Consider the following 23358-nt stretch of genomic DNA (forward strand, 5'->3'; position numbering starts at 1 on the left):
AGGTCACACCTGTTCCCATCCCGAACACAGAAGTTAAGCTCTTCAGCGCCGATGGTAGTTGGGGCTTTGCCCCTGCAAGAGTAGGACGCCGCCAGGCTTCAGTTTATTATATAGCATCAGCTTAGGTAAGATGAACGCAACAAATTAACATTTTCTTTCATATCGCGGGGTGGAGCAGTCTGGTAGCTCGTTGGGCTCATAACCCAGAGGTCGTAGGTTCAAATCCTGCCCCCGCAACCAAAATATTTCAATTAACTACGTTGAATAGACTTCTTTGTTAATTTAAAATCAGTAGTACTTGAAAAGTGCAACCAAATTTTTATTTAATAATAAATCGGTATCATTTTTCAAACATTACTAATCCAGATTCAAATTGACATGCTGGATGCTTTTTTATTTATATAATGGTCCGGTAGTTCAGTTGGTTAGAATGCCTGCCTGTCACGCAGGAGGTCGCGGGTTCGAGTCCCGTCCGGACCGCCACTTTATACTATATAGTTATTTACACAGGATTTCGGATATTCGAATCGTGTGTTTTTTGTTTTTTAAATTTTTTTTTTTCCTTTTTCTTATGTTTTTGCTATCATAGTTGTAGTTGCTAAAAGGAAATGGTGAACAAAATGGACGAATTCTCATTTATAGATTCAATTAAACAGGACAGTAACAATCAGCCATCATTAGTTAAAGGTATAGGTGATGATGCAGCTGTTTTTAGAACATCAAACGATATCATTACAGCTGTGGATACTTTTGTGGAAAATGTTCACTTTTCAAGAGAAACGATGGAACCATTTCATATCGGGTATCGTGCACTGGCTGCAAATATCAGTGATCTTGCCGCAATGGGAGCTTTACCTGTCTTCTATCTTGTATCGATTGTCATTCCTAAAGGGTGGGAGGAGGAAGAACTTCTCCAAATCTATGCAGGTATGAAAAGTCTAGCTGAACAACATAAGATGGACTTGATTGGAGGAGATACTGTTTCGGGAAGTGAACTGACGGTATCAATCACAGCAATAGGCTATACAAATCGGGATAAAGCGCGGTATAGAAGTTCGGCAAAACCAGAAGATATCGTATTTGTCACAGGAACTCTCGGTGACTCTCAAGCAGGATTCCATATTTTAACCAATCCTGGTAGCTATAGAGATGCCGATTATTTTATAAATAGACATCGTATGCCTTCTCCCAGAGTTACGTTTGCAAATAAATTAATAGATCTATCCAGGATAGCATTTAATGATATTAGTGATGGGATAGCCAGTGAAGCGAATGAAATCGCTGAAACATCGCATGTTACGATAATACTGAATGAAGAGACCCTTCCTACAAGTGATTCTTATGACCAGTTTCCATTAGAGTTACAGAATCAGTGGAAATTATATGGTGGGGAGGATTTTGAACTATTGGGCACAATAGCCTCTGAAGACTGGGAAGTATTAAAGAAAATTGCACATCTCACAAATACAAAGGTGACAAGGATAGGTTATGTTGCGGAAACGAAACGAGATGGGCAGGTAATATTAAAAAGCAATCGTAAAAATGATATAATATTGGAGAAAAAAGGTTACAGACATTTGAAGTAGGTGAAGAATCTTTGAAAAAAATTCAGACAAATACAGAACATGAGACAATATCCGTGGCAGAAAAGCTTGCATTGCTGCTTAAACCTGGAGATGTGATCACACTAGAAGGTGAATTAGGTGCGGGCAAGACGACATTTACCAAAGGTCTCGCAAATGGACTTGGAGTAAAACGGAACATCAGCAGTCCTACTTTTACTATCATAAAGGAGTATGAGGGAGAGCTTCCCTTGTATCATATGGATGTTTACAGGCTTGAACATTCCGAAGAGGATATCGGTTTCGATGAATATTTTTATGGAAATGGTATAACCGTTGTAGAATGGGCACAGTTTATTGAGGAATTTCTTCCTGAAGAACGCTTAAATATAAACATCAGCTATATTGATGAAAACAAAAGAGAACTGGAATTTACATCAACCGGTACGCATTTCAAATGGATTGTTCATGAATTGACGAGTTAGGAGTAGTTTGAATGAATATACTTGCAATAGATACTTCCAATCAGGTTCTTGGTGTGTCATTACTGAAAGATGACCAAATCATTGGAGAAATAATGACAAATCTGTCCAAAAATCATTCAGTAAGATTAATGCCTGCAATTGAAAGACTGATGGGCGAGGTCTCTCTGAAACCTGAGGAGCTAGATAAAATTGTGGTTGCTAAAGGGCCAGGCTCCTATACAGGGGTACGAATAGGTATTTCAACAGCTAAAACAATGGCCTGGGCTTTAAATATCCCGGTTGTCGGTGTATCCAGTCTAGAAGTACTTGCCTATCAAGGGCGATTTTTTAATGATTATATCTGTCCATTTTTTGATGCTAGAAGAGGGCTTGTTTTTACTGGCTTATATAAGTGGAAAAATAATCAGCTTCTTAACGTGTTGGATGAAAATAATCTATTGATGGATGATGTTTTGAAAAAACTAGAGAAAGAGCAAAAAAAAGTTCTTTTTCTAAGTCCCGATATTTCAGTTTACAAAGAAGCCATTCATCAATCTCTTGGAGAACTTGCTGTTATTCCTGAGGGACCGTACCATGTTCCACAAGCTGGCCATTTAGGATTGGCCGGGATGGCGAAAGAAGTAACTTCCACACATGAATTGACGCCTAATTATTTGCGACTTGCTGAAGCTGAAGCAAATTGGCTGAAGGAACAGAAGGATAAAGAAAATCATGGCTAACGTTATAATAAGAAAGATGGAGCTTTCGGATGTAAATCAGGTATTGGAAGTAGAGCGTGTATCTTTTGCTACACCGTGGACAACAGATATTTTTTATCAGGAATTGATTGATAATAAGCATGCCCATTATTTTGTGCTGGAATTGGATGGGACGGTGGCCGGCTATATTGGCATTTGGATCGTACTCGATGATGCTCAGATTACCAATATTGCTGTGATGCCCGATTACCGCGGCCATAAGCTAGGTGAGAAGCTTTTCGGATATACGGTGCAATATGCTCTGGAAATGGGAGTAAAGCGACTGTCATTGGAAGTTAGGCAGTCAAATATTCCCGCACAGAAATTGTACGGAAAGTTTGGTTTTGTACCTGGTGGAATTCGAAAAAATTACTATACAGATAATCAAGAAGATGCTATCGTTATGTGGGTGAATTTAATATGACAAAAGATACGTTAATATTAGGAATAGAGACCAGTTGTGATGAAACTGCCGTCGCCATTGTGAAAAATGGAACAGAGATTATTTCAAATGTAGTGGCTTCTCAAATCGAAAGCCATAAACGTTTTGGTGGAGTAGTTCCTGAGATAGCATCAAGACATCACGTTGAGCAAATCACACACGTGCTTGAGGAAGCTTTTAAGGGCTCCCAGGTGACATGGGATGAAATAGATGCCATTGCAGTGACAGAGGGCCCAGGCCTTGTTGGTGCACTGCTTGTTGGGGTGAATTCAGCAAAAGCATTGGCATTTGCTAAACAAAAGCCTCTCGTAGGAGTTCATCATATTGCAGGTCATATCTATGCGAATCGATTGGAAAAGGAGTTTCAGTTCCCATTACTTGCCCTTATCGTCTCAGGTGGACATACTGAGCTTGTTTTAATGAGGGAACATGGATCCTATGAATTAATCGGGGAAACGCGTGATGATGCTGCAGGAGAAGCATATGATAAGGTGGCCAGAATGCTTAATCTGCCATATCCGGGTGGACCACATATTGACCGTTTGGCGGAAATTGGGGAAGAAACAATCGATTTTCCGAGAGCATGGCTGGAGGATGGCAGTTATGATTTTAGTTTCAGTGGATTAAAGTCAGCTGTTATCAATAAAATCCACAATGCCAAGCAACGTGGGGAGACACTGAAGAATGAGGATATCGCTGCGAGTTTTCAGGCCAGTGTAGTAGAGGTTTTAACTGCAAAAACACTGAGAGCGGCAAAAGAATATAATGTAAGCCAGGTAATTGTTGCAGGTGGTGTAGCTGCCAATAAAGGCTTAAGAAAAGAACTGAAAGCAGCGTTCGGTAAAACGGATATCCCTTTGCTGATCCCAAATATGAAGCTTTGTACCGATAATGCAGCAATGATAGCTGCAGCTGGTACAATTGCTTTTGAAGCGGGAAGACGCTCAGGGATGGATCTGAATGCAAATGCATCATTACTATTAAAATAATCACAGGTTATTCACAGGGTTGTGGGTAATTTCCAGGGCAACTTATGGAATATACCTTTCTACTGTGGATGATAAATGTTGATAAACACATTTAACCCTGTGGATAATGTGCATAACTTTGTTAATAACCTTATATTCAGCTTTTTATTGAATAGGAAAGTTGTGGATAATTACTTCTGCTCCAAAATCTTTAGAAAATAAGACAAATGGATGAGCAGGAAAGAAATTTAGGTGATGATGTCATGAATAAAAAACAGTCCTATTTTATACAGACTGATTTAATTTTTATATTCGTCTTATTCGTCTGTGTAAGTTTACTGGCAATCTATAATGCTCAGCAACTCGAACAGTATGAAGGGACAAATTTTGTTCTGAGACAGATTTTATGGTTTGGTATTGGAGTTTGTTTCGTAGCAGCTATACAATTTCTCGATTTAGAACAACTCTATAAAGCAAGTATTTATATATATGGTGCCAGTATTTTCGTCCTTATCTTATTGTTGATAAGTCCTGAATCAATCGCAAAAACAATTAATGGAGCAAAAAGCTGGTTTACGCTTCCAGGGCTGTCTCTGCAGCCTGCAGAGTTCACTAAAATTACGACAATCCTCTATTTGTCTGCTGTTATAAGCAGGCATAAAGTAAAATTTGAAGTTAGTAATGTAAAGACAGATATCTTTTTATTAATTAAGCTTTTGCTAATTACTGCTGTTCCGGTTCTGTTGATTTTAATGCAGCCGGATTTTGGTACAGCAATGGTTTATTTATTCATTGTTGGTATGATGATTATATTATCCGGGATTAACTGGAAACTAATTACGAGCTTAATCGTTATTATTTCGACAGCTTCGGCTGCAGTTATTGGCTTTATTATAAGATTTCCAACGCTTGCCCAGGAATTGATTGGAATTAGACAATATCAGGTCAACCGAATTCTCACTTGGTTTGATCCTACGCAGCAGTCCAGTGATGCAACTTACCATTTTGACCGTGCTTATTTGGCACTTGGGTCCGGGCAACTGTTTGGTAAGGGGATGGGCAGCCTAGAGGTGAACTATCCAGAGGCACATACCGACTTTATCTTTTCCGTGATAGGGGAGAGCTTTGGGTTTATAGGCAGTGCTCTCGTAATATTCCTGTATTTTATGCTTTTATATAAGCTTGTGACGTTAGGACTCACAATATACAAACATTCGTCATTCGGTTCGTACTTTTGTTTCGGATTTTTAAGTCTCCTGTTGATTCATGTTTTTCAAAATATAGGAATGACGCTTGGAATAATGCCGATTACTGGTATCCCATTGTTACTGATTAGCTATGGGGGTAGTTCCATATTGTCCACCATGCTTGGGTTAGGAATTGTCTACCGTATTGCCGTAGAATATACGATACAAAATGATTATCTATTTAAATAAAAAAACAGAAGTGTCGCCGGAAAGCGATCCTTCTGTTTTTTTCTAAAACGGCCACGTCCAGCTCCAGCGCCCAGGGACTAGCGAGACTTCCTTCACCTCCGTACGATAAGTCAACATCGACTCTCTCCGTTCGTCGTGTTTCCTTTATCTCCTACGCCTCAGTCCAGTCCGTACGTCCCTTAACGGGCGCTTGCGCTTTTGCTCTTTCTATATTTCTTCCTGAAGAGATGTCCACTCTTCCATCATTTGCTCTACCTCTTGTTTTGTACTGCTCACTTTCTGTGTAAGTTCCAGTGATTTCTCATGATCCTGATAGACTTCAGGTTTGGTCATTTCTTCTTCCATCCCAGAGATCTCGGATTCAAGACGGTCGATGGTCTCTTCAAGCTCCGTGATTCGGCGCTGTATTTTACGCTTCTCACTTTGAAGTTGCTTCCCTTCTTTAAAACTGAGCTTTTTCTTTTCCGATACATCAACAGTTGCTTTTTCCTGTTGAAGTCTCTTCAGCTCGGCTTCTTCTGCCTTTTTTTCCAGATAGTAGTCATAGTCTCCAAGATAAACGGTAATCCCATTCCGCTGCATCTCGGCAACCTGGTCTGCGATTTTATTGATAAAGTAACGATCATGGGATACGAAAATAATGGTACCTGGAAAATCATTCAGTGCAGCTTCTAACACTTCCTTACTATCAATATCCAAATGGTTAGTCGGTTCATCCAATATAAGCAGATTCGCTTTTTGCATTTTTAACTTTGCTAGTGCAAGCCGAGCCTTTTCTCCACCGCTCAACGTATGAACCGGTTTAAGAACATCATCACCGGAAAATAGGAAATTTCCGAGGATTGTACGTATATCCTTTTCCGTTATGGTAGGGTAATCATCCCATAACTCCTGCAAAATGGTTTTGGAAGCGTTCAATTCTGTCTGTTCCTGATCATAATAGCCGATTTGTACGTTGGTACCGAGCTGGATGGAGCCACTGTCTGGTACTAAATTACCCAATATCGCCTTAAGCAGCGTCGTTTTGCCAACACCGTTTGGACCGACCAGTGCAATTCTTTCTCCACGATTTACATGCAGCTTGATACCCGAAAAAATTGGTTCCGCTTCATGCTCGTAACTTAGACTAACTTGATCCATTTTCAGAACATCATTCCCGCTTCTTTTTTCAATTTGAAAGGAAAATGATGCAGAAGACTCGTCCCCAAGTGGCTTATCGAGCCTGTCCATTTTCTCAAGTTGTTTTCTCCGGCTTTGTGCTCTTTTTGTCGTGGAAGCTCGTACAATATTCCGTTGAACAAAATCTTCCATTTTTTTTATCTCAGTTTGTTGTTTTTCAAATTCCTTTAATTCCTGTTCATAATTTAATGCCTTTTGTTCCAGATATTTACTATAGGTTCCGTGATATTTGTTCGTTTTATGTCGAGATATTTCATATATAATCGAAACAGTCTTATCTAGAAAATAGCGGTCATGGGAGACAATTACAATTGCTCCAGGATAACTGACCAGATAATTTTCAAGCCAGGACAGTGTCTCAATATCCAAGTGGTTTGTCGGTTCATCCAAGATAAGCAGCTGCGGTTTCTGAAGCAGCAATTTCCCTAGTGCGAGCCTTGTTTTTTGACCACCGCTTAGTTCCATAATTGGTGTATCATAGTCATTGTCTCCAAAGTTAAGCCCTGTCAGCACAGCTTTTATATCTGATTCATACGTATATCCTCCGCCAGTCTGATAGGCGAGCTGAAGGGTATCATAATCTTTGAGCAGTTTTTCATATTCCTCGCCAATTAGATTGGAAGATTCTTCCATTTTGGTTTCTAGTGAACGAAGCTGCTTTTCCTGAAGCTTTAATTGTGAAAACACCTCAAGCATTTCATCCCAGATGGTCTTCCCGGACTCAAGTACCATATGCTGTGACAGGTATCCGAAAGTTAAATCCTTTGGCTTGAAAAAATCCCCTTCATCATAAGATAATTCTCCGGCCATTATTTTAAGCAAAGTTGATTTGCCTGCACCGTTTCTCCCTACTATCGCGACACGGTCTTTATCTTTTATTTCAATTTTTATATTCGATAAAATCTCTTCTGCACCGAAGGATTTTGAAAGTCCATTCAATTGCATCAGTATCATATTTATTCACCCCATCATTCCTAGTGTATCTTATAGTTATTTAAAGTGGCAACTCCATTGTGAAAATTATCACGACTTCTTTGTCGATTTCTGTTAGAATAGATGAAAGGCTTTATTGATTATAGGATTGAAAGAGGGAAAGTTCATGGACCAAAATAAAATTCCACAAGCGACAGCAAAACGCCTGCCATTATATTACCGTTTTTTAAATAATTTAAATCAGCAAGGTAAAAACAGAGTATCCTCAAAGGAACTGAGTGAAGCGGTTAAGGTTGATTCTGCTACAATCAGGAGAGACTTCTCCTACTTTGGAGCATTGGGCAAAAAAGGTTACGGTTACAATGTTGAGTATTTACTTGGCTTTTTCAGAAGTACACTGGATCAGAATGAAATTACAGAGGTTGCTTTGATAGGGGTAGGTAACCTTGGAACAGCATTCCTCAACTATAATTTCATGAAAAATAATAATATCCGGATTACGATCGCATTTGATGCAGACACTGAAAAAGTCGGAAAAGATATCGGGGGGATACCAGTTCACCATATTGATGAATTGGATGAAAAACTGAATGACATTAAAGTAGCCATCTTAACTGTTCCGGCTGCAGAGGCAGATATAATTACGAATAAACTAGTTGAGAAAGGGATTTCAGGTATTCTGAATTTCACTCCTGCTAGGATTACCGTACCTAAACATATTCGTGTACATCATATCGACCTTGCCGTTGAATTGCAGGCATTGGTTTATTTCCTTAAGCACTATTCATTGGATAACTAGCTTAAAAACGCTGTTGAAATTTAATTATTTCAATGGCTTATTTTTACTGTATGAATGCAACGAGGGAAGCCGCTAAAGGTTTGGCGAATTCCTAGTTTTCTAATGCATGCTAGTACAGGTGTGTAAGAAATTTTATATCTTATTAACTTTTTTGGGGAGAGATTTAATGAAGAGAAAAGGTTTTGGGGGCATTGTTTCTATCCTATTTATTGTATTACTACTTACGGCCTGTTCAAATGATGAAAATAAGGAACCAGTCGAAGAAGCAATTCATCCGGAAGAAGCAGAGGAAGCAAATGCAGCGGAGGAAGAAAGTGTACAACCAACTGATGAGGAATTATTCGATGTTATTGAGAAAAATCTGGAGGCATTACTAAATAGGGATAAGGAAAAATATATGGATACGATACATAGTGAATCTCCAGCATATGAATTAATGGATGAGACGATTGATCAGTTATCCGGATATCAACTTGATATGCAGCTTTCAGATTTGATAGTGGAAGAAAAAGCGGATGAGCAGGCAAGGGTATTTTTCTCCCAGACAACCATGAAAGTGGAAGGGCCAGAATTCCAAAATAATGAAACATCAGGAGTATATGTGTTAAGGCCGGAAAATGGGGAATGGAAAATCTTTCATACGGAGGAAACAGAGATCTTAGCGCTTGATGAAGATGGCAATGTGTTGGAAGATGTTTTAGATGATAATGTAACGATTGAAGGTACTTATGCAGCTATCATTACCGGGTTGGAGATGCCTTTTAATGGAGAAGGATGGGAACTTGCTAATTATCAGGAAGCTGAAGGGGAAGCAATTACAGAATTTCTTCCAGCCGAGCAGGACTTCAGTAATTTTACAGATTTGCTGACCATTCATTATTATGAGGATGGAGGAAATCTAATCGGTATAGACACTTTCATATCAATGATGGAGTCTAATCTAGCCGAAGTGACAACAGGTAATCTCCAGTTCGATACGCTGGAGCAGTCAACAGAACAAGGTATATTTGAGTTTTCCCTGTCAGGAGATGACGTTCAGTATGATCAGGAAGAAGTTGCAAGGGTTTTTATAAAAGATACTGATTTATTCGCCATCCGTTATACAACATTGGAAAAAACGATAGAGGACAAGGAAGAATGGCTGGAAAAACTGAATAACGTAAAGTAAACAAAAGGAGTAGAATATTAACCATTCTACTCCTTTTTATTTTTGACCTTAGAATATTGAGAAAGCAGTTTAAACACAACCCAGAAATCCATGGCTGCAACTGCTGCAAAAATAAGTGTCACAGGATTCCAGACTGTATCACCTTTACTCTGGATTGCAATGAAAATAAACACAATACCCATGATGAAATATACGAGTGCTTTTATTAAAATGGAATTGCCCATACATTAACCTCCCATGAAAATCATCTGTAATTGGTCAAGCTGTCTTTGTATTTCTTCGGGTGAAAGGGAATATTGTGCAAGTACTACGAGTGTATTCATTCCTGCATGAACGATAATCGGAACAAGAATCCGTTTCGTTTTTACATATAAGAACGCGAATACAAACCCCATCGAAGCATATATTAAGATGTGCTGCGGCTCACCGTGAATGAATCCGAAAATAAGGGCGGAAAGCAAGCCCGCAAAAAAGAAATTCATTCGTTTGTACAGGGAGCCAAATATAATCTTACGGAAAATCAGTTCTTCCAATATCGGGGCAATAATTGCCGGGATAATCATGAATAATGGAGCGGCCCGCGTAATATCCATAATCTGCTGGGTATTCTCCGATCCGGGGTCAATGCCAAACAATTCCATCTCAATTGTTACGGCGATACCCTGTGCAAATAAAGCCATAAATATACCAAGTATGGACCAAAGAATGACAGAACCTAGAGATGAAGCATCACGTGTACTTCCCATTTGCATGTCCGGTTTCATTATAATAAGAATTACAATGAGACCAGCGATAAAGCTAAATATCGTCCAATAAACGACAGCGTCAAAAGGTGAAATTGGAAATAAATTTATAAGCAAAGGGGCACCTAGAAGTCCCGAGAATTGAACAATTATATAAGTAAGAATGACATACCAGTATCTTTTAGCCAAAATTAAACGTCTCCTTTAAACTATCCAATCATTAGATTTTCACTATTTCCCGTAATTCTCATTCTAACATAATTTGGATGCTGAACTATAATCGTATGACTAGGATGGAAACAATATACAAATCTATCTAAAATAAAAAAATGGAAAATTAAAGCATACATTGCTTGCATTTTTCAGATGAATTAATTATTATATAAATTAGAGTTAGCACTCACCGTATGAGAGTGCTAATAAAATAAAAAGATATGGAATTAAGGAGGCATTCACATGATTAAACCATTAGGAGATCGTGTTGTTATCGAACTTGTTGAGCAAGAAGAAACAACTGCAAGCGGAATCGTACTTCCAGACTCTGCGAAAGAAAAACCACAGGAAGGCCGCGTTGTTGCAGTGGGATCTGGTCGAGTAACTGAAAACGGAGAAAAAGTGGCATTAGAGGTTTCTGAAGGAGACCGCATAATTTTCTCTAAATTTGCTGGTACCGAAGTGAAATACCAAGGTGCAGAATACTTAATTCTTCGCGAAAATGACATTTTAGCTGTAGTTAGCTAATCCAATCACAAAATTAACTACTTAAATAATAAATAAAATTACTTATGATTTATTGAAGGAGGAATTTTTAAATGGCTAAAGATATTAAATTTAGTGAAGACGCTCGTCGTGCCATGCTTCGTGGTGTGGACGTTTTAGCAGATGCAGTAAAAGTAACTTTAGGACCTAAAGGACGCAACGTCGTTCTTGATAAGAAATTCGGTTCACCACTAATCACGAATGATGGTGTGACAATTGCCAAAGAAATCGAATTGGAAGATGCATTTGAAAACATGGGTGCACAACTAGTATCTGAAGTTGCATCCAAAACGAATGATGTTGCCGGTGATGGTACGACTACTGCAACAGTTCTTGCACAAGCATTAATTCGCGAAGGACTTAAGAATGTAACTTCCGGAGCTAACCCTGTAGGTATCCGTCGTGGTATCGAAAAAGCGGTTGCAGAAGCAGTTACAGAATTAAAAGCAATTTCAAAGCCAGTTGAATCCAAAGAATCCATCGCACAGGTTGCTGCCATCTCAGCTGATGATGTAGAAGTTGGTAAACTGATCGCTGAAGCTATGGAACGTGTTGGTAACGATGGTGTTATCACTATTGAAGAATCTAAAGGATTCAGCACAGAATTAGAAGTTGTTGAAGGTATGCAATTTGATCGTGGATACTCTTCACCATACATGGTTACAGACCAGGATAAAATGGAAGCTGTTTTAGAAGATCCATATATCTTAATCACTGATAAGAAAATCGGTAACATCCAGGAAGTATTGCCAGTACTTGAGCAAGTTGTACAACAAGGCAAACCACTTCTATTGATTGCTGAAGACGTTGAAGGCGAAGCACTAGCAACATTGGTTGTTAACAAACTTCGTGGTACATTCAATGCTGTAGCTGTTAAAGCTCCAGGATTCGGTGACCGTCGTAAAGCAATGCTTGAAGACATCGCTATCTTAACTGGTGCAGAAGTAATCACAGAAGATCTTGGACTTGATCTTAAGTCTGCAACAATCGATCAATTGGGTCGTGCATCCAAAGTAGTTGTAACAAAAGAAAACACTACTGTTGTTGAAGGCGCTGGAAGCCCAGAAGCAATCTCAAGCCGTGTAGCACAAATCCGTGCACAAGCTGAAGAAACTACTTCTGAATTCGATAAAGAAAAATTACAAGAACGCCTTGCTAAATTAGCTGGTGGTGTAGCAGTTATCAAAGTTGGTGCTGCAACTGAAACAGAATTAAAAGAACGTAAACTACGTATTGAAGATGCATTGAACTCAACTCGTGCAGCAGTAGAAGAAGGTATTGTTGCAGGTGGTGGTACTGCACTTGTGAATGTTTACAATAAAGTGGCAGAACTTAACCTTGAAGGTGATGAAGCAACTGGTGTCAGCATCGTGCTTCGCGCAATTGAAGAACCAGTTCGTCAAATCGCTCACAATGCAGGTCTTGAAGGATCCATCATTGTAGAACGTCTTAAAGGCGAAGCTGTAGGTATTGGTTTCAACGCAGCAACTGGCGAATGGGTAAACATGGTTGAAACTGGTATCGTTGACCCTACAAAAGTTACTCGTTCTGCATTACAAAACGCAGCATCTGTAGCAGCTATGTTCTTGACTACGGAAGCAGTAGTAGCTGACAAACCAGAAGAAAATGCTGGTGGCGGAATGCCTGATATGGGTGGTATGGGTGGAATGGGCGGCATGATGTAATAAACGCCTATAAACGTTGATATGATAATGTTTACAAGCGCTAAAAATGTATCATGTTCATGCTTTTGTTCATGTTTTAATCAATAAGATTTGTTGAGAGGTTTTTCATTAAGTTACTAAACTTAGTGGAAGCCTCTTTTTTAATGTTCTTTGTCATGTGAGCGTAAATATCCATAGTTGTATTAATGTCACTATGTCCTAAGCGTTCTTGAATTTCTTTTATATGAACGTTTGCTTCAATTAGTAAAGATGTATGTGTATGCCTAAATGAATGTGGTGTAAAATCTTTTTTAATCTTGGTTTTCTTAAGCAATCGCTGTAACCTAATAGAGATCGCTTTTATTGTTTTTGGATAGCCTTCATTAGTTGCAAAGATAAAATTACTATCTTGATAAAATGGTTCATTTTCCTTCTTAATTTTATCTTGTTCTTCTTTATGCAATTGCAGCAAGTCAATTACTATTTTATCTATTGTTATGGTACGGTGAGAAGTTTGTGTTTTAGGTGTAAGCAGCGTATATTTAGACTTGTTATTAGTCGGATTGTAATACGTTCTATATACCGTTAAAGTTTGGTTATCAAAATCAATATCAGACCATTTTAATGCCATCATTTCACCTATTCTTATACCAGTATAAGCTAACATAGTGAAAGCAAGCAGGTCACCTTCTAAACCTTCATTTTTTGCCACAGTTAGAAATTCTTCTAGTTCTTCTTTTTCGAGAAACTTATCTTGTATGGAATCACCTTTTTCAAGATCAGCCACAGTTTTCTTTTTCTTAGGTAGCTTAATATCTTTTGTGGGAACTTCTTTAATGAGTTTATTATCTTTTGCATACTCAAAAACCATATTAGCCGAAGTGTGAATACTGGAAACATAGTTTGTACTAAATTCATTTGACAGCTTGTCTATTATATCTTGATAGAATTTCTTACTTATCTTTTGTATGGCGATATGGTCAAACTCATTTCTAATATGTTTTAATGCAATTTTCCTAGCCCTTAAGCTGCTTTCTTTTGCCCCTTGTGAAATATAATGTTTTTCCCAGTCATCACACAAAACATTAAATGTTATCTTTGAAGGTTGAACGTATTCGTTATTATGGAATCGTCTTTCAAATAAAGCGGCAGCAAGTTGGGCGTCTTTCTTTGTCAAAAATCCAGACTTACTAGTTTGTTTATCCTTACCAGTTATGGGGTCTTTTCCAGCGTAAGCACGATAAGCCCATTTTTTCCCTCGTTTATAGAGGTATGCCATTTAATCACCTTCTTTTTTACGTTTTTCATACCTATTAGAGATATAAGCCTCAATGATTCCATGTATAATTTTTATATCTTCATCACGTAATCTATGGTAAAAAAATTTATCTAACTTTGATTCCCCCCCTGAATATTCCCCTCTTATATTGTAATCACGACCATAAAAAACCTCATGTTCCTTTTGAGTTAGTAACCATTTTAAATCAAAATAGGGTTCATCGATGGGTTCAACTTTTAATGTGCCTTTTTTTAATTTAAATTTATTTTTGCTAACAGTATCAATTGATGTATTCATTGATTTTTCTAGAGTTCGTAATAAATCAGCACGAAATTTTTGGAAATCATTCCATAGTTCATTTTCATTCAATCCTTTTATAGCGGCATATTCGGTTATTAATTTTTCTTGATAGTTGTTTTTAACAGAACCAATATCTAAAAAATAAGCTATTGAAAATAAAACCTTTTCTGAAGGTAATTTATTCCCATTTTCTACTTGACTAAGATAACTAGCAGTAACACCTATAACCTTCTCCAAATCATTCAGGGTCATGCCTTTAATTTCCCTTTGTTCTTTAATCAATTTACTTATAACAGGATAATTCATAGATCCTCCATCACCTTTTATTTTATTACTTTTTATAATATCACAATTTTAGAACATGTACCAATTAGTAAAACATTGACAAATACACAAGTACATGTTTTAATAATAGTAAGTGTTCCAGTAAATGTACTTAACGAAGAACGTGTACGAATGGAGGGGGAAAAATGCTCAACGTTCAAATTGATGAAAAAACAGTAAATACCATGCTTGAAAAAGCCATTAATGAAAAAGTGAAGGAATTAGCTACATTAAAATATTTCATGACCTATCAAGAATTAGCCGAGTACCTAAACATCAGTAAGCCAGTAATCGAGGACAGGCTTATCAAAAACGGTTTACGTTATTACAAGGTGGGGAGTAAGTATTTATTTAAAAAGGAAGAAGTTGACCAATTCCTGGATGATATGACAGCCAACATGACAGCCACAAATAATGATCTAAAATTCTTTACAAAGTTACAAGCGAGGATATAAATAATGAACCCTGCTTTCAATGAACTAAAACGTATGCAAGCTCGCAATAAATCTATATCAAGGAATGTTTCCGAAAGAAGATTATGAACCAGAGATAAGGGCTTATGTGAAGGTAATTAATGAACGTTAAAAACCAGGCCTTAAAGGTGCACGTCGTGCACCTCAGTTCTCAAAACATTAATAAACCTTATATACCAAGGGTTGGCCCTCTTTGCTCTTATAAAGCAGAGAGGGCTTTTTCGTATCCAAATTTGGAAATGAATACTCCAAGCTATAATGCCATGTACTTCTGGAACATCTCCGCTGTTTTCTCCTTCGCTTCATCGGTCACATGAGTGTAAATGTCCACCGTAGTTTGAATATCGGTGTGGCCGAGTCGGGATTGTACATCTTTGATAGAAGCACCGGCTGCAAACAACCAACTGGCATGTGTATGCTGGAAGACGTGAACATTTATTTCCAGCAGCTCTGGGTTCTTTTGATAAATCAGCTTCAGCTTTTTATTTAAGTAAGCTAGTCGGCAATAATCCATTTCATGTTTTAGTTAGAAAAACTTGGCTTACCAGTTATTGAGTTAGAAGGTAAGGTGCTCGTCGATCATGAGGATATTATAAAATTCATGAGTAAATATAAAAAAAATTGAAAATCTTAAAAGAATAATTTAATCGCTGGCAGGCGAATTTAAATTCATTTGTCATCAGGGTAAAGAGTGGATTTTAAGGGAATGGTTTTGTTTAACTTTTTTAACGGCTTTACTTCAGAGGTTCATAAGCAAAAACACATGCGATTTCACAGCAGAAATCACAAGTGTTTTTTTGTTCTATCAATGTTTTATTACTAAATAGACATGAAATCACAAAGTAATTCACAAACCTATTCGTATAGGTGTAAATAATATTTCCTTCTTGTGATTCGATGTGATTTGCCATGTGAATTATTCTATGAAAGAGAAGGACTTGGGTATTATGTTAAAATAAATGAAGGGAATAAACAGACTTTGTGAAGTAATGTACTTAAACTATATGGCAGTTTAGTTGAATAACGAAAAGAAGTATTGACAATTGTCATAAAAGTATATAGAATATTTAAAAATGTATAAACCAAACGCTGTGATTAGGAGTATTAAGGAATAGTTATTGTATAGAGAGCTGTCGGAAGGTGCGAGACAGTCAATAACCTCCCCAACTCGCCTATGAGTGGATAGATTGATATGTAAATCTATACGGCTAACTTCCGTAAACAAGTCCTAAGAAGTTTCATTTTTAACGAAATGAAACAAGAAGAGTGGTACCACGATAAATAGTCCCATCGTCTCTTTAGAGATGATAGGACTATTATTTTTTATCATAATAATTATTAAGGGGGATTAGTTGATGGGGGAAAATTGCTTTATCTGCAATAAGCACGCTGGAAATATTGAAACTTCGGGAGTGATGATCTATGAAGACGAATTTGTTTATGTGGGACATATTGATAGAGATGGGAAACCAAACTATCTTGGTCATATTATGATTGACTTAAAAAGACACGCACCTACACTTGCCGATATGACGGTAGAAGAAGCAAAAGCATTTGGGGTGATTATGAATAAAGTCAGTAAAGCATTAAGGGACTCAGAAAACGCTGAACACATCTATTCATTTGTTTCAGGAAATTCAGTTCCTCACCTTCATATGCACGTAGTTGCTCGTTATCCAAATACACCAAAAGAATATTGGGGACCGTCAGAAGTATACGATTGGGAAGATGCACCTATGGGGGATAACAACGAGGTTATAAAACTGTGTAAACGACTGAAGGCTTATTTGGAGGATAACTGACAGTTGGAAAATCATACCATTAGCGAGTTCAGCTGGGTTGGAAGTCAAACAAATTACGTAGACAATATAAGCATCAATAACATTAACCGAATCTCAGTAGGATGTTTCGGTGGAAATTCTGTTGCAGGACAGTATAAAAACGAAGATGGTTGCTTGATTTGGTCGGCTGATAAAGGGGATTGGGAATTTGTTGTTATTTTAGATGCCCATAATTCTGTAGAAAGTGCTGAGATAGTAATAAAGCAATTCTCAATGAATAAAACAAAAATACAAAAGCTGTTAGCTCTTTCGTATGAAAAAGTTTTATTAAGATTAGAAGGAGTAATCCTAAACTTATTTCAAGATGAACAGTTTCTTTCAAATTGTCGAAAAGTTAGAGGTGAAACAGCTTGTTTAATTGTTTTGAGAAAAGATAAACATCTGTGGTGGTTCTCGATAGGCGATTGCATTTCCTACCTATTTCATCCAGAACTTGCAAACCTTGGTCAATATCAAATAAACCAAAGACAATTTTATGAATGGGTTGGGCAAGTCAACACATTTGATCAAATTGTTCCTTGTTATAGCAGAGGAATAAGAGAACTAAGAAAAGGAATAAATCGGGTGTTATTAACAACCGATGGATTGGTTGAATGTCCTAATGAACCCTTCTATAACCCTGAAGAGATCTATAATGTAATGAAAAATCATCAAATTAATGATGGTATAAAGACATTATTACAAACAATTAAAGAAAATAATGTTCGAGATAGTACAACAATCATTTCTTGGGATGTGAATATTACAAAAGATGTGACAAAACCAAGTAATGAATAAGTAAAATTACTCTTCAACTAAAGGGTGCTTTAGTTTAACAAGCTATTTTGTTAATGAGAGGGACGAAGAGAACATTCTTTATCCCTTTTTCAATGCGACTGTGATTTGGGTGTGAAAGCTGTGTGATTTACCTTGTAATTTTGTCTCCGACTTACAATTCTGCACCTTATAAGTAAACCCGTTAGCAGTTTTCACCCGGTTTTTTTCTGGGCTATGCTAAGGTCACAGAAAAAAATGAGGGCGATTATTATCAATTTGGTCGTATCCTGGGATATGAGAATGCTAACCGAAAAAACATTGATAACTACATGGATATCTTGCAAAAAGCAGGCGGCGGTCATTTTATTAAAGTCAAAAAAACAAAACCCGGTACTTAATCCATCCTAATTTTGATGTTCCGTTTAGATCACGATGGTACGGATAAAAATACGCGCCATATTCGTGCGAAGTTTGAACAGCACGACAGCTGAGAAAGTGGCCCTATAACGCGCAGCACCCCAAAGGTTAGAGTGAAATCTAATTTGGGTTGCATTTTTATGCCTAAATTAGTTGTTCTTTTATTTGAGTATGCTTGAATAAAAGCCGTGCTCTCGTGGTAATACTTTTTAGCCAAACCGTGCTGTGGCGGACATACTTTTCTATAAATATAGACGTAAATAACCAATAAAAACCGTTCTCTGGCAGGGTCGCTTCTCTTAAAAAAGCGTTCTCTCGTGGTAATACTTCTTAAAAGAGATATCCACAAAAGAAACCTTTAAGAATTCTTTTTTAAAACACTTACCCACAGGTGGCTTTTCCGACCTTGTCCCTCTTATATCTTATTCCAGCTCTTTATTAATAGAGAGGTGTGCGCCTACGGTGTTTAAAGCACCCTCCCCTCACAGGTATTCGTTCCGTGTATTTTTCGTGAAATGTGGTATGATAGCAGTAACAAAACATATAATAACAAATCGACCACAGCGGGAACTGTGGCCAGATTGATACCCATTCTTTTGATAGGGGATTGGCGTTATCTAATCTAAAAGAAAAAATAGCCCTTACCCATTGGAGACAGGGGGGCTATTTTTTTGCGTTCAAATAGCGACAACAACTTCGACTAGCGCTATCTATAATTTTATTAATATCACACGGCTTAAACGCGTAGGTTACTATAAAAGGTTTTGAAGATACGTAAAATTTTCAAATAACGTGCAGCGTATCGATTATATCATTAATTGAATGAAAGTGTATTAAGTATTATGTAACAGGTCGAAGTAACAGGAAGTTTGAACAGGATGGGGTCTACATAAAATATTACCTATTATAGAATTGGGGTGAATAATAGGTTCTTATAAACAGGTGAAGAAATCGTAACAGGCAAATAGTCATATAATGATTCGGTACAAAAAAATATTACTTATTATGCAACAGAAAATGGATTTGCGATTGTTGTATATAGAATACGTATACAATTATCTATTACATATTATGTAATATTACATCTTAATAAAAAGTGATAATAAAAACCCACTCCATATTCCGTATCATGAAATAAAAATATGTCATATATAAAATAAAAATAGAAATTATTCATTAAGTTGTAATCGTACTATGTAATTATTTATGAATTATGCCACATGATGAATTGTGTCTAAATAAGGTTTGGAACAATGCGTAAATTTTACTCTTATCGTTAGAGAAGGAAGACGAAAAAATTATCTTGGCACCAAAGAGTACACGTTATCAATGTGCTTAAAAGTTATACTTTTAAAGAAGTCTATAACAGAAAAAAGTGCACTGATTAGAAAAAGGAGAAAACTAAAACCGTAGATTGACCTGCAAAATGTAATTAGGAAAAGTTTACCGTGGCAATAAATTAGAGAATTTGCTAATATACAAATAGATACAACAAAGCCTTAGGCGACGAATCCAGGGCACTATAAAGATCAACCAAGGGAACCCCGACGCAGGGTTCCTATTATATTATTAAGGGATTCTCTTATCGATGGAGGAACGTAGCTAATAAGAATATAGTTGAAGATAGCCCTTGATTGAATAAAGCAAAGCGAATATACTAAAACTATAGATAAGGTGACGCGCAGTTACTTGTTCGGTGTTTCGCCACCATGAGTGCGAGCTCTAAAAGCGGGCGTTTCGCTGCCAGAAATGCGAGCTCTAAAAGTGGGTGTCTCACTACCATAAACGTGAACTTTAAAAGTACAACCAAAAGTAGCGCTCATTCCGCCGTCAACTCGATGTGGTGCGTCAATAATAAATTTGTTTCGTCAGATGCAAGAGGAAAGATTTGAAGCTCTCACCGATGAAACATTATAAATTATTCAAATTATTTTGAAAAAAACCAGGGCGTTTCGCCCTGGTTTTTTTCTTGTAAACAATAAATGTACGAATTATTGGCGAAAACGAATCATCTGATCCTATGAATCACAGAAAAAATTGGGGATCGCTAACATATAATCGTGCATTTATTTTTCAATGAATACGCATACTCTTGCCCCTGCTTGGTTCCTTTTAGGGAGGGGGATGTCCCTTGTCGCTAAACAAGTTCCTATTTTGGAATCATTTTTGCATGCACGCAAGTAATTTTTTATGTGAAAGCGCTCTCATTTACGAGCGAACGCATGTTTTGTTTTACTTGCATGGATGCAATTTTCGCCATATTGGTTCCTGCTTTGCCAGAAATGCCCCTCCAATGTCCCTGACTTTTCACAGCAAAAAGGAATGTGCAAATACTATTACATCAATGGGTCACAGAGTTATATTCCTTTGTTCCTACTTTTTTTAATGAAAGACTATAATAAAATATTATATATATACACATGTCACGCATATAAAGTTTTCTAGAAAAAACAAGGAACTGAGGGACATTTTTCAAAATTCGAGAATATCCTTGCGCAATTTGCGGTTTTGGTGTTGAAAACTCCCACAAGCAATTGTTAGGTTTTTCTTTGTGACCCTTCTTTTACCGTCAAATCGTCCTGAGAGGCTTTCTGTGCGTGTTTAGGATATTCACATGGGGATTTAACCAGCTGATGCAAGAACGCCTTTATGGCCCCTTATTTGCATCCTGAAGCCTTGTCCCTGTCAGATAAGGTGTTTGCTGTCGATTGAGTTTGGCTAATCTTCGTAGCGTCATTCAGCGTGCGAAGATACGCGCTACTGATTAGTGTCTGGAACATGCTCGCATACGGCGCGCAGTTTGGATGCTCGATGTGAATTAATAATATACTCGTACTTTTTCGCTTGAGAGTGTCAGAAACATCATGTGCATGGACTCCTGTGACTTAGCTCCACAAGGTATTTCGGAGTTTTGCGTATACTGGAAAGTATTCCTGATGGGTGAAGCTGGCGCACACCGGTCCGTTTCCTGGGTAGGTGTGCGTACAAATATGTCTTTGGTGTGTGTACGAATAAAGCGTGAGCTTTGTGAACTAACACACGGTTTAAGCAATTGATTTTTTGCCGGAACGGATGCGGGGATAACGATTTATCGCCGCAATAGTGAAGGAGCGATTTTGAAATAGAAAGCGACGAATAGGAGCTTTTGATTGAGCACCCCGCAGGGGCAAGAATAGAGATGCGTAAGCATTTCTATTCGCAGTAAGGGGGACGGTCAGCTATGCTGACTGACAAATGAGCGCAGCGAGGCTTGTCATACGTCCCCCTTATGCTCTTTCCCCTACCGCATACCGATACCACGCCGCAAATACCGAACAGCCTCCGAACCACCGGCGCGACAGGCGGTGCGATACTTCGGGGCGGTACTCCATCCGAATACGCCGCGTATTCCACCCCCGATAAACCGCGCCACATCAACAATCAGCAAATATGCCAGGTACGCTCAACATAAAAAGGCGTATGACGACATATTCGGCCTATTCCGGCACGATTTCCGTCCCGATTGCGGTAGCTGAGGGAAGGATTTCGTGCAGAGCTGCGGCGCGGGATTTCGCCGGGATAGACAGCCACATATAGATGAGGGAGGAAGGGGAGCTGTTCAAAAAAGGGTGTAGGGGAAGGTGTCAAAAAATAAGGTTTGGAGAAAAGAGCAGCGGACCGAACGGGAAGCGGATCGTCAGGGAAAAGGTCTTCTCAGGAGATCCACACGGCTTCAAACAGCGTGGACGACGCGAGGCGCTTGTATGCCGAAAAATGGTGCTCTGTACACACAACGTGTGAGCTAAAAAAGTCAGGAAAAAGCACCGAGCGGAGGAAGGCTCCACGCTGTTTGTAAGAGGTGCCTTTTAGGGATTTTCGAGGGGGAAGGAGGGAGCGGTTATATGAGCGATAGCGAGCGAGTCAGGAAAGACCACCGACCGACGCGGGACCCGCTCGAAAAACGCCAGTTTGCTGTCCAGAGAAGGCTTTTGAACTTCAAGAGAGTTAAGTTTAAGGGTATTCCGAACGGGCTTCTGAGAGCGGTTATATGAGCGTTAGCGAAAGAGTCAGGAAAAACCACCGATCAGAAGGAGGGACCCGCTAGGAATGCACTTGATTCAATAGCTTTTTGCGTGAATTCTGGTCGTGAAGACCGGGGCGCTTATACGACGCGAAAGCGGAGAAAGTCAGGATTAAGCACCAACGGTCGCGGGACCCGCCCAGAATGCGCGCGGTGTACTTTAAATGCTGTCAGAATAAGGGTTTTGACCTTCGATAAAGGTATTTCTAGGGGCATTTCGGAGCGGGAAGCCTGGGGCGGTTATACGAAGCGTATGCTGAGAGAGTCAAGAAGTACCACCGCCCCGGGTTCAATAAAGGCGGGACCCGCTCTGTAAATGGCTCCTGTTTTCTCTCCGGGATGTTGCCAGTAAAGGGTTTTAGGGGTACTTAATCTAGTAGTTCCAAAAGAAAAGGATCTGCTGACCAAAAAAAATAGACCGTCCTCCTGGTTTGGGATAACGGTCCGGTGTTTCGTGTGTAAGATTTTCACATGGCGTGATCACGAGATGTTCACGAGATACGTATGAGATTCATACAGTATACGCATGGGGTATGCATGCCGTGTGATAGTTCAGAAATCGACTGGTATGTGCATTAAATGACATATAGCACCCGCACCGCGTTGTAACTTATGCGATACACTATGCGCATGAAGTTCACATGGCGTGCACACGAAATACACACGAGTTAAGCATAGGATGAACATGACGTATGCGAGTTGTCAATAAAAAACCGATAGCGCTTAGGCTATCGGCTCGGTGTTTATCAAAACATGTAGAGGTATTACCAGATTTCTTTCCCTTCTGGCTTACCCCAATCAATTTCTTCGTGACGATTTTCTTCTGTGACCCCTGCTAGTAGTTCTTCCAATGTTGGATCTTTTGGATCTTGTTTTGGGTCTTGAGAAGTTGGCATGCGACTCACCCCTTTTGATGTATGTTATCACATTTCGTAATCCCGCACCGTATTTTCAGGTAAGTGTCTTTTCATATAGGTGTTTAATATACCCAGTCTCACTAAACCCCGAGACGCCATCTCCATCCAGAACCAGT

General features: G+C 38.5%; 20 protein-coding genes, 2 tRNA genes, 1 rRNA gene and 1 other annotated feature. Of the genes, 16 read left to right on the forward strand and 7 right to left on the reverse strand.

Going from position 1 to position 23358, the window contains the following annotated elements:
• From rrf to MN204_RS13430, 9 genes are all read left to right on the forward strand, one after another.
• Positions 1-97, forward strand: a 5S ribosomal RNA gene (gene rrf / locus MN204_RS13390); the annotation flags it as partial.
• 66 nt (positions 98-163) lie between these two features.
• A tRNA-Met gene (locus MN204_RS13395) sits at positions 164-240 on the forward strand.
• 166 nt (positions 241-406) lie between these two features.
• Positions 407-483: transfer RNA gene (locus MN204_RS13400), tRNA-Asp, on the forward strand.
• A 137-nt stretch (positions 484-620) separates the two neighbouring features.
• Complete coding sequence (thiL, locus tag MN204_RS13405; protein WP_249871590.1) at positions 621-1586, forward strand: thiamine-phosphate kinase; 966 nt, start codon at positions 621-623, stop codon at positions 1584-1586.
• 11 nt (positions 1587-1597) lie between these two features.
• The gene (gene tsaE, locus MN204_RS13410; RefSeq protein WP_249871591.1) at positions 1598-2047 is read left to right on the forward strand and encodes a tRNA (adenosine(37)-N6)-threonylcarbamoyltransferase complex ATPase subunit type 1 TsaE; all 450 of its coding nucleotides are present in this window, start codon (positions 1598-1600) and stop codon (positions 2045-2047) included.
• An 11-nt stretch (positions 2048-2058) separates the two neighbouring features.
• The gene (gene tsaB, locus MN204_RS13415) at positions 2059-2766 is read left to right on the forward strand and encodes a tRNA (adenosine(37)-N6)-threonylcarbamoyltransferase complex dimerization subunit type 1 TsaB (protein WP_249871592.1); all 708 of its coding nucleotides are present in this window, start codon (positions 2059-2061) and stop codon (positions 2764-2766) included.
• Positions 2756-3208, forward strand: coding sequence for a ribosomal protein S18-alanine N-acetyltransferase (rimI, locus tag MN204_RS13420; protein ID WP_438804708.1), 453 nt, complete (start codon positions 2756-2758; stop codon positions 3206-3208). Before tsaB ends, rimI begins: the two co-directional genes overlap by 11 nt.
• Positions 3205-4215 (forward strand): tRNA (adenosine(37)-N6)-threonylcarbamoyltransferase complex transferase subunit TsaD, encoded by a 1011-nt coding sequence (tsaD, locus tag MN204_RS13425; RefSeq protein WP_249871594.1) that lies wholly within the window; start codon positions 3205-3207, stop codon positions 4213-4215. Before rimI ends, tsaD begins: the two co-directional genes overlap by 4 nt.
• Positions 4216-4457: 242 nt before the next feature.
• A complete protein-coding gene (locus MN204_RS13430) occupies positions 4458-5630 on the forward strand; it encodes an FtsW/RodA/SpoVE family cell cycle protein (RefSeq protein WP_249871595.1) in 1173 nt (390 codons plus the stop codon).
• A 207-nt stretch (positions 5631-5837) separates the two neighbouring features.
• Here MN204_RS13430 and MN204_RS13435 read toward each other — a convergent pair whose 3' ends face one another.
• Positions 5838-7763, reverse strand: coding sequence for an ABC-F family ATP-binding cassette domain-containing protein (locus MN204_RS13435; RefSeq protein WP_249871596.1), 1926 nt, complete (start codon positions 7761-7763; stop codon positions 5838-5840).
• Positions 7764-7908: 145 nt separating this feature from the next.
• On the opposite strand from MN204_RS13435, the gene MN204_RS13440 reads away from it, so the two are divergent.
• Both MN204_RS13440 and MN204_RS13445 read left to right on the forward strand, forming a co-directional pair.
• On the forward strand, positions 7909-8541 hold the full coding sequence (locus MN204_RS13440) for a redox-sensing transcriptional repressor Rex (protein ID WP_249871597.1): 633 nt from the start codon (positions 7909-7911) through the stop codon (positions 8539-8541).
• Positions 8542-8707: 166 nt separating this feature from the next.
• The gene (locus MN204_RS13445) at positions 8708-9709 is read left to right on the forward strand and encodes a hypothetical protein (protein WP_249871598.1); all 1002 of its coding nucleotides are present in this window, start codon (positions 8708-8710) and stop codon (positions 9707-9709) included.
• A 26-nt stretch (positions 9710-9735) separates the two neighbouring features.
• Here MN204_RS13445 and MN204_RS13450 read toward each other — a convergent pair whose 3' ends face one another.
• Both MN204_RS13450 and MN204_RS13455 read right to left on the reverse strand, forming a co-directional pair.
• On the reverse strand, positions 9736-9933 hold the full coding sequence (locus tag MN204_RS13450) for a YdiK family protein (protein ID WP_249871599.1): 198 nt from the start codon (positions 9931-9933) through the stop codon (positions 9736-9738).
• 3 nt (positions 9934-9936) lie between these two features.
• Complete coding sequence (locus MN204_RS13455) at positions 9937-10641, reverse strand: CPBP family intramembrane glutamic endopeptidase (protein ID WP_249871600.1); 705 nt, start codon at positions 10639-10641, stop codon at positions 9937-9939.
• Positions 10642-10908: 267 nt separating this feature from the next.
• Between MN204_RS13455 and groES the strand changes: the two genes are divergently transcribed.
• Together groES and groL are read left to right on the forward strand one after the other, a co-directional pair.
• Positions 10909-11193, forward strand: coding sequence for a co-chaperone GroES (gene groES / locus MN204_RS13460; protein ID WP_249871601.1), 285 nt, complete (start codon positions 10909-10911; stop codon positions 11191-11193).
• Positions 11194-11264: 71 nt separating this feature from the next.
• Positions 11265-12896, forward strand: coding sequence for a chaperonin GroEL (groL, locus tag MN204_RS13465; RefSeq protein WP_249871602.1), 1632 nt, complete (start codon positions 11265-11267; stop codon positions 12894-12896).
• Positions 12897-12972: 76 nt separating this feature from the next.
• Here groL and MN204_RS13470 read toward each other — a convergent pair whose 3' ends face one another.
• Complete coding sequence (locus tag MN204_RS13470; RefSeq protein WP_249871603.1) at positions 12973-14154, reverse strand: site-specific integrase; 1182 nt, start codon at positions 14152-14154, stop codon at positions 12973-12975.
• Entirely contained in the window at positions 14155-14760 is a 606-nt protein-coding gene (locus tag MN204_RS13475; RefSeq protein ID WP_249871604.1) for a helix-turn-helix domain-containing protein, read from the reverse strand. It abuts the gene before it with no gap.
• A 164-nt stretch (positions 14761-14924) separates the two neighbouring features.
• On the opposite strand from MN204_RS13475, the gene MN204_RS13480 reads away from it, so the two are divergent.
• Complete coding sequence (locus MN204_RS13480; RefSeq protein WP_249871605.1) at positions 14925-15233, forward strand: helix-turn-helix domain-containing protein; 309 nt, start codon at positions 14925-14927, stop codon at positions 15231-15233.
• A 271-nt stretch (positions 15234-15504) separates the two neighbouring features.
• Here MN204_RS13480 and MN204_RS13485 read toward each other — a convergent pair whose 3' ends face one another.
• Positions 15505-15765 carry a tyrosine-type recombinase/integrase gene (locus tag MN204_RS13485; RefSeq protein ID WP_249871606.1) on the reverse strand — a complete coding sequence of 87 codons (261 nt, stop codon included), beginning with the start codon at positions 15763-15765 and terminating at the stop codon, positions 15505-15507.
• A 568-nt stretch (positions 15766-16333) separates the two neighbouring features.
• Positions 16334-16552: a binding site (T-box leader), on the forward strand.
• Between the two features lie 54 nt (positions 16553-16606).
• Between MN204_RS13485 and MN204_RS13490 the strand changes: the two genes are divergently transcribed.
• Both MN204_RS13490 and MN204_RS13495 read left to right on the forward strand, forming a co-directional pair.
• On the forward strand, positions 16607-17053 hold the full coding sequence (locus tag MN204_RS13490; protein ID WP_249871607.1) for an HIT family protein: 447 nt from the start codon (positions 16607-16609) through the stop codon (positions 17051-17053).
• Between the two features lie 3 nt (positions 17054-17056).
• A complete protein-coding gene (locus tag MN204_RS13495; RefSeq protein ID WP_249871608.1) occupies positions 17057-17869 on the forward strand; it encodes a PP2C family serine/threonine-protein phosphatase in 813 nt (270 codons plus the stop codon).
• A 5220-nt stretch (positions 17870-23089) separates the two neighbouring features.
• On the opposite strand, the gene MN204_RS21305 is transcribed toward MN204_RS13495, so the two are convergent.
• Entirely contained in the window at positions 23090-23221 is a 132-nt protein-coding gene (locus MN204_RS21305) for an AbrB/MazE/SpoVT family DNA-binding domain-containing protein (protein ID WP_306798706.1), read from the reverse strand.
• Between the last annotated feature and the right edge of the window lie 137 nt (positions 23222-23358).

This window comes from Oceanobacillus saliphilus (assembly GCF_023522835.1).
In the GTDB taxonomy this organism is placed as follows: domain Bacteria; phylum Bacillota; class Bacilli; order Bacillales; family Amphibacillaceae; genus Oceanobacillus; species Oceanobacillus saliphilus.

Excerpts from the sequence above, each read along its gene's own strand:
- thiL (WP_249871590.1), top strand. The coding sequence starts at position 621 with ATGGACGAATTCTCATTTATAGATTCAATTAAACAGGACAGTAACAAT.
- tsaB (WP_249871592.1), top strand. The coding sequence starts at position 2,059 with ATGAATATACTTGCAATAGATACTTCCAATCAGGTTCTTGGTGTGTCA.
- tsaD (WP_249871594.1), top strand. The coding sequence starts at position 3,205 with ATGACAAAAGATACGTTAATATTAGGAATAGAGACCAGTTGTGATGAA.
- MN204_RS13430 (WP_249871595.1), top strand. The coding sequence starts at position 4,458 with ATGAATAAAAAACAGTCCTATTTTATACAGACTGATTTAATTTTTATA.
- MN204_RS13435 (WP_249871596.1), bottom strand. The coding sequence starts at position 7,763 with ATGATACTGATGCAATTGAATGGACTTTCAAAATCCTTCGGTGCAGAA.
- MN204_RS13440 (WP_249871597.1), top strand. The coding sequence starts at position 7,909 with ATGGACCAAAATAAAATTCCACAAGCGACAGCAAAACGCCTGCCATTA.
- MN204_RS13445 (WP_249871598.1), top strand. The coding sequence starts at position 8,708 with ATGAAGAGAAAAGGTTTTGGGGGCATTGTTTCTATCCTATTTATTGTA.
- MN204_RS13450 (WP_249871599.1), bottom strand. The coding sequence starts at position 9,933 with ATGGGCAATTCCATTTTAATAAAAGCACTCGTATATTTCATCATGGGT.
- groES (WP_249871601.1), top strand. The coding sequence starts at position 10,909 with ATGATTAAACCATTAGGAGATCGTGTTGTTATCGAACTTGTTGAGCAA.
- groL (WP_249871602.1), top strand. The coding sequence starts at position 11,265 with ATGGCTAAAGATATTAAATTTAGTGAAGACGCTCGTCGTGCCATGCTT.
- MN204_RS13470 (WP_249871603.1), bottom strand. The coding sequence starts at position 14,154 with ATGGCATACCTCTATAAACGAGGGAAAAAATGGGCTTATCGTGCTTAC.
- MN204_RS13475 (WP_249871604.1), bottom strand. The coding sequence starts at position 14,760 with ATGAATTATCCTGTTATAAGTAAATTGATTAAAGAACAAAGGGAAATT.
- MN204_RS13480 (WP_249871605.1), top strand. The coding sequence starts at position 14,925 with ATGCTCAACGTTCAAATTGATGAAAAAACAGTAAATACCATGCTTGAA.
- MN204_RS13485 (WP_249871606.1), bottom strand. The coding sequence starts at position 15,765 with ATGGATTATTGCCGACTAGCTTACTTAAATAAAAAGCTGAAGCTGATT.
- MN204_RS13490 (WP_249871607.1), top strand. The coding sequence starts at position 16,607 with ATGGGGGAAAATTGCTTTATCTGCAATAAGCACGCTGGAAATATTGAA.
- MN204_RS21305 (WP_306798706.1), bottom strand. The coding sequence starts at position 23,221 with ATGCCAACTTCTCAAGACCCAAAACAAGATCCAAAAGATCCAACATTG.